8 protein-coding genes are annotated in these 12441 nt (G+C 59.3%); 3 read left to right on the top strand and 5 right to left on the bottom strand.

The window, feature by feature from the left end; genetic code table 11:
• Window positions 1-14 precede the first annotated feature (14 nt).
• Together C8J40_RS11300 and C8J40_RS11295 are read left to right on the top strand one after the other, a co-directional pair.
• Window positions 15-1802 (top strand): tannase/feruloyl esterase family alpha/beta hydrolase, encoded by a 1788-nt coding sequence (locus tag C8J40_RS11300; protein WP_243693342.1) that lies wholly within the window; start codon window positions 15-17, stop codon window positions 1800-1802.
• A 212-nt stretch (window positions 1803-2014) separates the two neighbouring features.
• On the top strand, window positions 2015-3811 hold the full coding sequence (locus C8J40_RS11295; protein ID WP_132897123.1) for a tannase/feruloyl esterase family alpha/beta hydrolase: 1797 nt from the start codon (window positions 2015-2017) through the stop codon (window positions 3809-3811).
• Window positions 3812-4239: 428 nt separating this feature from the next.
• On the opposite strand, the gene C8J40_RS11290 is transcribed toward C8J40_RS11295, so the two are convergent.
• From C8J40_RS11290 to C8J40_RS11275, 4 genes are all read right to left on the bottom strand, one after another.
• The gene (locus tag C8J40_RS11290; protein WP_279432591.1) at window positions 4240-5508 is read right to left on the bottom strand and encodes an acetyl-CoA hydrolase/transferase C-terminal domain-containing protein; all 1269 of its coding nucleotides are present in this window, start codon (window positions 5506-5508) and stop codon (window positions 4240-4242) included.
• Window positions 5509-5702: 194 nt separating this feature from the next.
• Window positions 5703-6398, bottom strand: a complete 696-nt coding sequence (locus C8J40_RS11285) for a nitroreductase (RefSeq protein ID WP_132897121.1) — start codon at window positions 6396-6398, stop codon at window positions 5703-5705.
• Window positions 6395-8062: an AMP-binding protein gene (locus C8J40_RS11280; RefSeq protein WP_207901206.1), complete on the bottom strand. Its 1668-nt coding sequence runs from the start codon at window positions 8060-8062 to the stop codon at window positions 6395-6397. Before C8J40_RS11280 ends, C8J40_RS11285 begins: the two co-directional genes overlap by 4 nt.
• Window positions 8063-8169: 107 nt before the next feature.
• Window positions 8170-9972, bottom strand: coding sequence for an IlvD/Edd family dehydratase (locus tag C8J40_RS11275; protein WP_132897120.1), 1803 nt, complete (start codon window positions 9970-9972; stop codon window positions 8170-8172).
• A gap of 295 nt (window positions 9973-10267) precedes the next feature.
• On the opposite strand from C8J40_RS11275, the gene C8J40_RS11270 reads away from it, so the two are divergent.
• A complete protein-coding gene (locus C8J40_RS11270) occupies window positions 10268-11578 on the top strand; it encodes a sugar MFS transporter (RefSeq protein WP_132897273.1) in 1311 nt (436 codons plus the stop codon).
• A 91-nt stretch (window positions 11579-11669) separates the two neighbouring features.
• Here the strand turns inward: C8J40_RS11270 and C8J40_RS11265 are convergent, their stop codons facing one another.
• A complete protein-coding gene (locus C8J40_RS11265) occupies window positions 11670-12428 on the bottom strand; it encodes a FadR/GntR family transcriptional regulator (RefSeq protein WP_132897119.1) in 759 nt (252 codons plus the stop codon).
• Window positions 12429-12441 lie beyond the last annotated feature (13 nt).

The following is a 12441-nucleotide window of genomic DNA, read 5'->3' as shown; positions in this document are numbered from 1 at the left end:
CAGGAGGGGATTATATGAAGACCGGAATCATGATTTCGCGCTTTGCTAAGCTGGGGCTCCTTACAGGTGGAATCTGCGTGGCGGTGGCGGTGGCGACTTCAGCTAGTGGAGTTACGCGGAACGCCCGACCTATAAAAGTTTCGAGCGAGCAATTGCAGAGCATGTGCACGGCTGGCGCCGCTCAGCAGATCGCATCGTCGCTGACTGGAACCAAGATTACGGTCAGGGCGGTAGGCAACGGTCCGTTTAAGGCCGCAACGAGCTTCGTCGCTGCGAACAAAGAGATCCCAGCTTTTTGCCAATTTACCGGCACTTTTGTGACCAACCCCAAAACAGGGAAGACTGCCAATTTCCTCGCAACCTTTCCGGCGAACTGGAACGGCAAGTATCTCCAATCAGGGTGCGGCGGGCACTGCGGCTATTTTCTCCCCAACAATCCGGCCAACCCGTACATCAGGGGCGTGGCCGAACGCATCATTGAACGCGGCTATGCTCACTTCGCCACGGATCAGGGCCATGAAGGCATGGATATGACCTCCTGGGCGATACGCTCCGACGGCACAGTCGACCAAGATCCGATCAACGATTGGCTGATTCGTGCCGACCGCGTGTTGGTTCGCGCCGGCAAGGAAATGACCGTCGCTTTCTATGCGAAGGCTAGCGGAACGCCGCGGCCGATCGCCCGCTCGTACTTCGCCGGCTGCTCTGGCGGCGGACGCGAAGCACTCGTTGCCGCGTCCTATTTCCCCGAAGAGTTCGACGGGATCATCGCCGGCTCTGCCTACAACCCGATCGGTCTCACATACCAGAGCACTGGTATCGAGCTTGCAAAAAGCAGACCCAACGCATCGCTTTCCCCCGCCCTTCTGTTGAACATGGACAGACTGGTCAAAGCTCAGTGCGATGGCCTCGACGGCGTTAAGGATGGCATCATTCAGAACCCAGCCGCCTGCAATTTCAATCCGGAGCGCGACCTACCGAAATGTGCCGACGACAAACCAGGTGGACAATGTTTCACCAAGGCACAGGTCGAGACGGCCAGCGTCATGCTCAGCGCCGTGACCGATGAACGCGGCAATGTGGTTCAGCCGGGCTATTCGGTCAGTGAGCTAAGTGCAGCCTTCCCTCTTCCAGGCAGCGGAGCGGCTATACAGAAAGCTTTCGTACACCGGAATGACCCGGCCTTCTCGGCCAATTCCATCTATCAACTGCGCGCCGGCGGCCCTGGTGCCATCACTGCATTCCGGTCTGTCGTACCCTCCGCGGAAGTCCGCCTTGCTCGCGCCGCCCTTGGTACAGGAACCGGCCACTTTCCTGAGAATGCCGACCGTCTAATGCGGAGCCGGACTAAGCTGCTTATGTGGCATAATCTGAGCGACGAGGCGCTCTCGCCGTACATGTCCATCAACTACTACAAGCAGCTAGCAGCGCGTCATGGCGGCTACGGCAAGCTACAAAGCAAGGCGCGACTGTTCCTACTTCCTGGAACCACGCATTGCAGCGCGAGCGGAATCGCACCCAACCTTTTAGATGGTCTAGGCGCGATGGAGAACTGGGTGGAGCACGGTGCGGCACCGGACGCCCTGCGAGCCAGCGTCATGGACCTGCAACCTTATCCCGGCGCGGCGAAGGCTGCCGCCCTCAAGTATCCGAACTCGACGCAACTGCTGTGCAAGTTCCCGGAGATGGCACGCTTTAGCGGCCGCGGCGATGTGAAGGATGCGGCAAACTGGAGCTGCTCGCCTTCGGATCGACGTATGCTGACGATCGGCGAAACTGGTCGGCGCGCGGGAGTACGCTAATCATCTGAACAACGGGCGGAAGTTCCGCCCGTTGACGGGGGTCGAGGTGCTCGTGAGTAGGGGCTGGCAGACGAGAACAGGCAGCGCCTGTGCGACGAGCGTCTCATAAAGTTGCTTTGCGGTTGGTGCGGCAGCGCGGGGTGCCATGCCTGCGACGGCATTCGAGCCGGGCTGAGCAGGGTCCTACCATGTCGTGACTAAGAGGGGATCGTATGAACATTAAAATTAAGATGCGGCATTTTGCGCAGCTCGGGCTCGCAACGGGCGGAGTCGCCATAATAGTCGGAATTGCGTCCACAGGTGGAATCGCTCAGACCTCACGTTCCGTAGAGGTAACAAGCGGCCAGTTGCAGGCGATGTGCACGGCCGACGGCGCTCAGCAGATCGCCTCGTCGCTCCCTGCCAACAGAATCGTGGTCAAGGCAGTGGGCAACGGCCCCTTCAAGTCCGCAACAAGCTTTGTAGCTGCGACCGACAGAATGCCGGCTTTCTGCCAATTCACCGGTACCTTCGTAACCAATCCCAAGACAGGGAAGACCGCCAATTTTCTTGCGACCTTTCCGGCGAACTGGAACGGCAAGTACCTGCAGTCCGGGTGCGGTGGCCACTGCGGCTTTTTCATCATTAATAATCCTGCGGCCCCAACGATTAGCGGACCGGCGCAGGGCGAACCGGGCGACATCATCCAGCGAGGCTATGCTCACTTCGCCACGGATGAGGGCCATGAAGGCCCAGAGTTCGCCTCTTGGGCGGTACGCCCCGACGGCACAGTAGATCAGGATTCGATCGACGATTGGTTGTTTCGTGCCGATCGTGTGTTGGTTCGCGCGGGCAAAGACCTGACTGTAGCTTTTTACGCCAAAGCAAGTGGAACCTCCCGGGCTATCGCCCGCTCGTATTTCAACGGCTGCTCCGGCGGCGGACGAGACGCACTTGTTGCGGCATCCTATTTTCCTGAGGAATTTGACGGGATCATAGCCGGCTCGGCCTACAATCCGGTCGGTCTAGCGTACCAAAACGCCGGCATCGAACTCGCTCAAAGCAGACCCAATGCGTCTCTTTCTCCCGCCTTGCTGTCGACCATGGACAGACTGGTCAAGGCCCAGTGCGATGGTCTCGACGGTGTCAAGGATGGCATCATCCAGAACCCCGCTGCGTGTCACTTTAATCCGGAGGGCGACCTGCCCAAGTGCGCCAACGATAAGACCGGCGGACAATGTTTCACCAAGGCCCAGGTGGAGACGGCCAGCGTCATGCTTAGCGCTGTGACCGATGACCGCGGTACTGTAATCCAACCGGGTTATTCTGTCAGCGAACTTAGTGCCACTTCCCCCGTACCGGGCATCGGCGCGGCCGTGCAAAAAGTATTCGTGCACCGGAATGATCCAGCATTCTCCCTGAAATCCATTTACCAACTGCGCGCCGGCGGCCCCGGCCCGATCACCGCGTTCCGGTCTGTCGTTCCTTCAACGGAAGTCCAGCTCGCGCGCGCCGCGCTCAGGACAGGAATCGGTCACTTCCCCGAAAACGCAGACCGTCTAATGCGGAGCCGGACGAAGCTGCTCATGTGGCACAATCTTAGCGACGAAGCGCTTTCACCATATATGTCTGTCAACTACTATAAGCAGCTCGCGGCGCGCAATGGTGGCTATAGGAAGCTTCAGGACAAGGCTCGCTTGTTCCTTCTACCAGGAACTACGCATTGCAGCGCAAGCGGGATCGCGCCCAACAGCTTCGATGCTCTCGGCGCGCTGGAGAACTGGGTCGAGAGGGGCACGGCACCGGATGCTTTGCGGACAAGCGTAAAGGACCGCCAGTTCTGGCCCGGCTTCGCCAAGGCCAGTGCGCTCAAGTATCCGAACTGGACCCAGCTGCTGTGCAAGTTCCCAGAAATGGCACGCTACAATGGCCGTGGCGATGTGAAGGATGCGGCGAATTGGAGCTGCCCACCTTCGGATCGACGCATGCTAAAGATCGGTGAGACGGGCCGTCGGGCAGGCATACTCTGATGTCCGGGTAGCATTACGTGATCCTTGGAAAGCGGAATGTACCGCCTTACTCTCTTAGCCCAGGTCATCGAGCTATCCGCTGCGATGCTCACATCACCGTAAATTGGATGCTGCCTCAAGCTACAGAACGAAGCAGCATCCAACCCGATTCGATATCTGTAATAAACTAATCTTTCTATAAGCTCAGTCTGTATACGCGTGCTTTACCCGGTTTCGGGTCGGTGCATTAGCCGTGAATACTTTGTCGAAACGGATAATCTAATGTTTTCTCCGCCTCGTCAAACGGCTTCGTAAATCTATAAAACTACGTTTCTGCTGCCCATTTTATCGTGCTTGGACCTAGCCCTCTTGCCGATTAATTCGGTTTCGAATACCTCGACCTATTGAAATCCGGTTAGTCTGATGGCGGCTTGGGTCCGATCATGTCCTCATCGGCAATGGACTGCGAGCTCCTCGCGAAATCGAGGATCCGCTATCGCGATCAATGCTTTTGCACGCTCTGCAATGGACTTGCCGCGCAAGTCGGCGAAGCCGTGTTCGGTAACGACGAAGTGAACATCGTTCCGCGGCGTGGTGACAGGTCCACTCAAGCGGTGAACAATGCGTGAGACACCGCCACCGGCAGCCGTGGAATGACAAGCGATAATCGATTTTCCCCCCGATGAAGCCGAGGCACCACGGACGAAATCCAGTTGCCCGCCGGCTGCACTGTACTGGCGGCCGTGCATCGCCTCGGAGTTGCAAGCGCCCTCCAGATCGATCTCGAGCGTCGCGTTCACGGAGACCATCTTCTCGTTGCGTGCGATCACCGATGGCTCGTTCACGTATTCTACCGGATGGCCTTCGAGGTCGGCATTCCCATCCATGAAGTCGTAAAAGTCGCGATCGCCCATCGCGAAGGTAAACACGGACTTTCCGGGATGAATGGTCTTGCGACTATTATCGGCGACCCCCGAACGCATGAGCGCCGCCAGGCCCGGTGTCATCAGTTCGGTATGGATGCCAAGACTTCGGTGATCGTGAAGCGCTGCGCAGACCGCTTCGGGTACCGCACCGATGCCCATTTGCAGGCAGGCACCGTCGTCGATCAGTCCGGCGATGATCGCGCCGATCCTTTCGTCCGCGGCCCGGCGCGATATGGCCGGTACCTCGGTAAGTGGCCGATCATGCTCGACGATCGCGGTGACTGCGGACAACGGAATTGTGTTTCGTCCACTCGTCCGGGGCATATGATGGTTCACCTCGACGATAACGCGCTGGCAGTGGCGCGCTGCTGCATGAGCATAGTCGATATTGGTTCCCAGGCTGAATTCGCCATTGGCGTCGAGCGGAGCGACCTGCGTCACAAGCGTGTCGATCCCAATGTCTTTGCATAGGACCCCTGGTACGCGGCTGAAGGAAACCGGAATCAAGTCGACCGGTGCTTGCCCTGCCTCGATCGACTGCAGATCGAGTGTGCGCTCTATCGAACTGTGAAACAAACTCATCGGGCGCAATCGAGTGCTGAGCTCCCGCCGCAAAACGCTTTGTCCCGCCATCGCGGTGGATAGCAGATAGTAGAGACTTGCACCGTCGATACCGCCGGCCGCGGCACGTCGCGCAAGTGCATCGAGCACCGCCGGGGGCTGGGCTACGCCCAAAGCCATGCAGATACGCGCGCCGTTCGGGATGGCGGCAACCGCAGCGTCGGCCGTCATGAGTCGGTTGCGGTAAGCTTGTAGGAGTCTAGACATCCTAGCAGACGGCCTGCGTCGGCGACACCCGCGCTATCGATGTACAAACGATGAATTTGTGTTTCTGTCTAAACATCGAATAGGATCCTTTGATGCGCATGATCCGATTTCTGGATCGAGTTCTTGAAGACGCAAGGTTGCACTTGGTGCGGACTAGTCTAGTCATGGTATTGGACAAAATCGTCCGTTGAGACGCGCTCGGTTATTAGGCGATTGACTGCGGCGTGAGGATCGGGGGTGCCCAGCGCCATGCCGGAAACCAGCACGTGATTATCCGATAACGGCAGGACTCGGCGCACTGCAGCGCCGTACTCGGCCCACACCTGCTGCGGACAAGTTGCGAGTCCAAATGCCGGCGCCAGCGTCATAACGTTCGTCATGACGTTTCCAATGTCGATCCATGCGCCGTACCCCCAGTCCCGCTCCATGGTGAAGAACAGACCAACCGGGGCACCGAAGAAGTCGAAGTTGCGGAGTAGCGCCTCCATTCGTCCCGCCGGATCGGCTTGAGCGACGCCGTAGATATCAAATAGGTCGAACCCCACCTTGCGTCGGCGCGCGCGGTAGGGCGGACGTATCTCGGTCGGGAAGTAGGCATATTCGTCGCTACGCTCGTCAGCGCGCACTGCTGCAACCACCTCGTCGCATAGCCGCGCGCGGGTGGCGCCGGTGACGACGTGCATCGACCAAGGCTGCATATTCTGACCAGACGGCGCCCGCGACGCTGAGCTCAGAACATGATCGATCGTGGCCTTAGAAACGGGGTTTGGGAGAAATTGGCGGATCGAACGTCGCCCTGCGACAGCGTCGAAGGCCGACACGTGCAGATCTTGATCGATCCGATCCTTGGTCATGCGTTCGTATCCGCGGCGCATGCCTCCTGCTGGCGTAGAAGGAAACGCTGCACCTTGCCGCTAGGCGTCTTGGGAAGATCGATAACGAAGGCAATCTCTCGCGGATAGGCATGTGCCGACAACCGCGAACGAACATGCAGACGCAATTCTTCGGCCAGTGCGGTGCTGGCGTCGTATCCCGGCGCGAGTACCACGAAAGCCTTGATGATCTCCGTACGTTCGGGGTCCGGCTTGCCGATCGCTGCCGCCTCTATCACGGCCGAGTGCTCCAGAAGGGCGCTCTCTACATCATAGGGCCCGACGCGGTAGCCCGACGTTGTAATGACGTCATCCGCGCGGCCGACGAACGAGATGCTGCCATCCTCGTTCAGTTCCACAGTGTCACCCGTACGAAAGTATGCGTCGGTAAGTGAGGGGGTTTCACGCTTATGATAGCCGGTGAACCACATGAGTGGCGACTGCCTCCGATCAATGGCCAGTTCCCCTGGCACGCCGACGCCGAGTTCACGGTTGTCCGCAGAGAGAACGACGGCTCGGTGGCCTGGCACCGCATAACCCGCCGATCCAAGGCGAACCGGATGCTTCAGGCCGTGGTGATTGCACACGAACATGCCCAGTTCGGTCTGCCCATAATGGTCATGAATCGTAACACCGAGATACTGGGCGAACCAGCGGATCACTTCCGGATTGAGCGGCTCGCCGGCACTGCTGACTGCTCGAAGCTGACCCTTTATACGTGCGGCCCTTTCAGGGCCTGCGGCTACCAACTGGCGGTAAGCGGTTGGCGACCCTGCTAGATTAACGATACCGTACTCAAGGATCGTTTCGTACGTTGACTCGATGTCAAAGGCACCTTCGTGAAAGGTTATGGTGACGCCCATCGCCAGCGGACCGACAACGCCGAAATAGAGGCCGTATGCCCAGCCTGGATCGGCAATGTTCCAGAACCGATCCCCTGATCGCAGACCGAGGGCATGATGAACATAGCCGACAAAGCCAGCGATTGCCCGGTTTGGGACGAGCAGAGGCTTCGCGGGCCCCGTGGTGCCGGACGTGAACATCATCAGGAACGGATCGTCGAGGCCCAGCGCAACCGGCGTGACGGTGGCAGACTTAAGTTGGATTTCCGGCCAGAAATCCACGTCTGTGCTGTCGGCCGTTACTCCGACCGTCACGATCGAAGCGATGGTCTTGGTCTCAGCAAGCTTCAGCCGGTTCGCCATGTCGGTTACGACGACGCGCGTCTCGCCAAGGGACAGCCTGTGCTCGATCGCCTTAGGGCCGAAAGCGGTAAAAAGGGGCTGATACACTGCACCAATGCGCCATGCCGCAAGAGCCGTGACAAGTAGTTCTGGCGTCCGCGGAAGAAGGCCAGCTACGCGGTCGCCTTTCTCAACTCCCAGATCGTGAAGTACGGCTGCGAAAGACGACGAGGCGTCGTCGAGTTCGGCGAAAGTCCAATTGCGGGTGCTACCGTCAGGGCAACGATGACGCAGCGCGATACGGTTATCGTCCCTAATGTGCCTCATGCAGCAGATCTCGGCAACGTTAATGCCACCGAGTTCATTCATGGCTAGCAATGACAAGGCATTACGTAGGTCAAAGTTCGCCACCGTATCAACGTAGGACGAACTTACAAATATCTCCGAATGGTCCGACATCATTACTTTCCTCTCCAAACCCGCCGTCCATCGTTTTACGATCTTGGACGCGACGACTTTCTGTCTACTGCGGCATAGTCTCTTGCAACTTGTTCACCCAGATCCGGGGGTTAATGGTTGTCACGTGGGAGCCCCATCGTTTGTGCTATCCGCTGGTACTTCTCGGCACCTTCGAGGATCGCACCGGTCTCCATCTGGCCGACGGTAGCCCGCTGGATTTCCTGCCAAGGCGTCTGCGAACGCGGATAGGCGTAACCCCCGGCCTCGGTCAGCGCACCGCGGCGCTCCGCGAGGTCCTTGTCCGAGATCAGGACGTTGGCGCTGCCCTTGGCAAGGTCGATGCGGACACGGTCGCCGGTGCGGATCAACGCAAGCCCACCCATCGCCGCAGCTTCGGGGGAGGCGTTCAGGATCGAGGGCGAGCCCGACGTGCCCGACTGGCGACCATCGCCGATGCAGGGGAGGGCGTGGACGCCCTCGCGGATCAGATACGCCGGCGGCCGCATGTTCACGACCTCGGCCGCACCCGGATAGCCGATCGGCCCTGCGCCACGCATGAACAGCAACGTGTCGGTCGTGATCCCGAGCGAAGGATCGTCGATCCGGTGGTGATAATCCTCAGGACCGTCGAACACGACCGCGGGACCCTCGAACGCTTCGAGATCGTCCGGGTTGGACAGATAGCGCTCGCGGAACTCCGGCGAGATGACGCTGGTTTTCATGATCGCCGAGTCGAACAAATTGCCGCGCAGCACGATGAAGCCGGCATCCTCGAGCAACGGCGTCGCGAACGGGCGGATGACGCGCTCGTCCTCGATCGTCGCGGTCCGGCAATTGTCGCCGATCGACTTGCCGTTCGCGGTCATCGCGTCTTCGTGGATCAGGCCCTGCTTCATCAGCTCGGCGACCACAGCGGGGACGCCGCCCGCATGATAATAATCCTCGCCGAGATATTCGCCGGCGGGCTGGAGGTTGACCATCAGCGGCACCTTGTGGCCATGCGTCTGCCAGTCGTCGATCGGCAGGTCGACACCGATGTGGCGCGCGATCGCGGCGAGATGAATTGGTGCGTTGGTCGAGCCGCCGATTGCGGAATTGACGACGATCGCGTTGTGGAACGCCTTCTTGGTCAGGATGTCGGACGGCTTCAGATCTTCCGACACCATATCGACGATCCGCTTGCCGGTCTTGTACGCGACCTCCTGGCGATCACGATACGGCGCGGGGATCGCGGCCGACCCGGGCAACTGCATGCCGAGCGCTTCGGCAAGGCTGTTCATCGTCGTCGCGGTGCCCATCGTGTTGCAATAGCCGGTCGATGGCGCCGACGACGCGACGAGCTTGATGAAGCCCTCGTCGTCGATCGCGCCGGTCGCGAGCAGCTCGCGCGCCTTCCAGACAATCGTTCCCGAACCAGTCCGCTCGCCCTTGTGCCAGCCGTTGAGCATTGGGCCCACCGACAGCGCGATCGCCGGGATGTTGACGGTCGCCGCCGCCATCAGGCAGGCGGGCGTTGTCTTGTCGCAGCCGATCGTCAGCACGACGCCGTCGAGCGGATAGCCGTAGAGCACCTCGACCAGCGCCAGATAGGCGAGGTTGCGGTCGAGCCCGGCGGTCGGGCGCTTGCCGGTTTCCTGAATCGGGTGGACCGGGAATTCGAGCGCGATGCCGCCGGCTTCACGGATGCCTTCGCGCAAGCGTTCGGCGAGGACGAGGTGATGGCGGTTGCACGGGCTCAGGTCGCTGCCGGTCTGGGCGATACCGATGATCGGCTTGCCCGAGCGCAGTTCCTCCAAAGACAGCCCGAAGTTCAGATAGCGCTCGAGATAGAGCGCGGTCATGTCGATGTTCTCGGGGTTGTCGAACCACGCGCGGCTTCTAAGTGGCTGGGGAAGCGTGGGCATGTCGGTCATACGAGGCTTTCTGGAAGATAAGGGTCGACGCTAGGGCGCGACGGAAACCCGGGTCGATCAAGCGGTAGAAATAGGACTTACCGTGATTGACCCAAGCCGCGGCGTCTCGGCTGACTAACCGTAACAGAAAAGATTCCACTTTTCGAACGAATCCGTTCGGTTTACGGATTCCAACATTGACGGGCTTTATGGCCCTATATAGTCCGACAAAACGAATTCCGGCAAACGGCGCGAATAGGGGTTTAAACCATTCGCACTGCGAAGCCTTGTGAGGACAGAGGGTGACCGCATGCCAATGCCGATACAGACTACCAATCTATCGACTGGATCTGCCGCATCGGCCCGCGGGAGCAGTTATCGCTCTGCGCTGACGCTACTCGCAAGCCTCTTCTTCATGTGGGGCTTTATCACCGTAATCAACAACACACTGCTGCCACATCTGCGTAGCGTATTCGACCTAAGTTATACGCAGACGACGCTGATCGAGAGCGTCTGGTTCATCGCCTACTTTTTCGCGTCGATCCCGTCGGCGAAGTTGATTGAGCGGGTGGGCTATCAGCGTGCGATGGTGTTCGGCCTTGCCTTGATGGCGGTCGGAGCATTGATAATGGTGCCGGCTGCACGGTTGCCGTCGTACGGCGTCACGTTGTTCGCGCTGTTCGTGATCGCGAGCGGCATAACGTTGCTACAAGTTGCGGCGAACCCCTACGTGGCCGTCGTTGGGCCGCCCGAAACTGCATCGTCACGCCTGAACCTCGTACAAGCATTTAATTCCGCGGGGGCGACGCTTGCGCCCTTGTTCGGCGGTTACCTAATCCTGGGACGTTCGACTTCCGGTACTGCCGCGGCTGGATCGACTTCGGTACTGACGCAGGCTGAGCGGATTGCCGACGCGCAGTCTGTTGTTCTACCTTATCTGATTGTCGCGGCCGTGCTGGTTGTGCTCGCGATAGTCATCGCGCGTTTTCCTCTGCCCGCAATGGGCACGGCGACGCAGCGCTCTGCCAAGGAGGCACGCAAGGGCCAGTCGCTTTGGGCGCACCGCAACCTCGTGTTCGGCATTCCCGCAATATTTATCTACCTGATTGCTGAGATCGGCGTCGCGAACCTCTTCATCAACTTCGTCAGCCAGCCCCAGATCGGCAACCTCAGCCATGAACAGGCATCACATTACCTATTCATCCTTTGGGGCGGCATGATGGTAGGCCGTTTGATTGGCAGTGTCGTGATGCGCACGATCCCCGCTGAGCGCGTGCTGGCGTTCGCCAGTATCGGCGCCTGTCTGGTGATGCTCATAGCTACGTTCACGACCGGTCACGTGGCGATGTGGGCGCTGATTTCGGTCGGCCTGTTCCACTCGATTATGTTCCCCACGATCTTCACGCTTGGCATTCGCGGTCTAGGTCCGCTCACCGAGGAGGGATCGGGGTTGCTGATCATGGCGATCGCAGGCGGTGCGCTTGTAATCGTGCAGGGGTGGCTCGCCGATACTTATGGGTTGCAGACGTCGTTCCTGCTCACCGCAGCGTGCGAGCTTTATGTTCTTTTCTATGCGCTCTGGGGATCGCGGGTAACAAATGCGCTTCCGCAACAAGATGTAATTTAAGTTTCAAGCTGGGACCCCGGTATTGGTTAGGACTACTTCTTTCTACTTAACCGGTTGGTGGGAGGCCAGCCTTTGTCAGGGGTAACAAGCGCTAATGCTGCATCGCGATTTGCGTATCCTCGAATGCCAGATCTACCAAGGTGCTCATCGCAGTTCTGGCGGCGGCAGGGTCGCCCGACGCGATCGCGTCATAGACACGGACATGATCGGGAATCGGATCGCGCGGCAGCGTGCGGGCGCGCTGTTTAAATTGCGTTGTCCAGTTCACTGCCGCGCCGATGCTCGCGCTCAATACCACAAGGGTATCGTTGCGTGTCGCGCTCAGTACAGCGCCGTGAAAGTCGCGGTCTGCAGCACGGCCTGCTTCGGTCGCCAGCGTATGGCGGCGCATCGCATCGAGTGCATTTCTAATGATCTGAAGGGCGGCGCGATCATGACGCTCCGCCGCAAGCGCTGCCGCAGCAGGTTCGATGATGGCTCGCAATTCAAATAGTCCGCGCACAAAAATGATGTCGGGTTCGCTTACAAATGCCCAAGAAAGAACGTCTGAGTCGAGAAGATTCCAGCGGTTGCGTTGGAGTACACGCGTGCCGGCTTTCGGTCGGCTTTCAACCAATCCCTTTGCGGAAAGTACCTGCACTGCCTCGCGATATGCACTCCGCGAGACACCGAGTGCCTCGGCAGATGCGACTTCACCTGACAACGTATCGCCAGGGGCATATTTACCTGAAAGGATCGCCGTTCCGAGCTTGTACGCGATTGCGCCATGCAAACGACGCCCAGTACCGCGGGGCGTACGCTCAACGGTTTCCGGTAGAATCGTATCCGGGCTCATCTCCGTGTCGCTCATAGTCCGTACTCCT

Source organism: Sphingomonas sp. PP-CC-3A-396 (genome assembly GCF_004343105.1).
GTDB lineage: Bacteria > Pseudomonadota > Alphaproteobacteria > Sphingomonadales > Sphingomonadaceae > Sphingomonas.
This window is presented reverse-complemented; position numbering and strand designations above follow the sequence as displayed.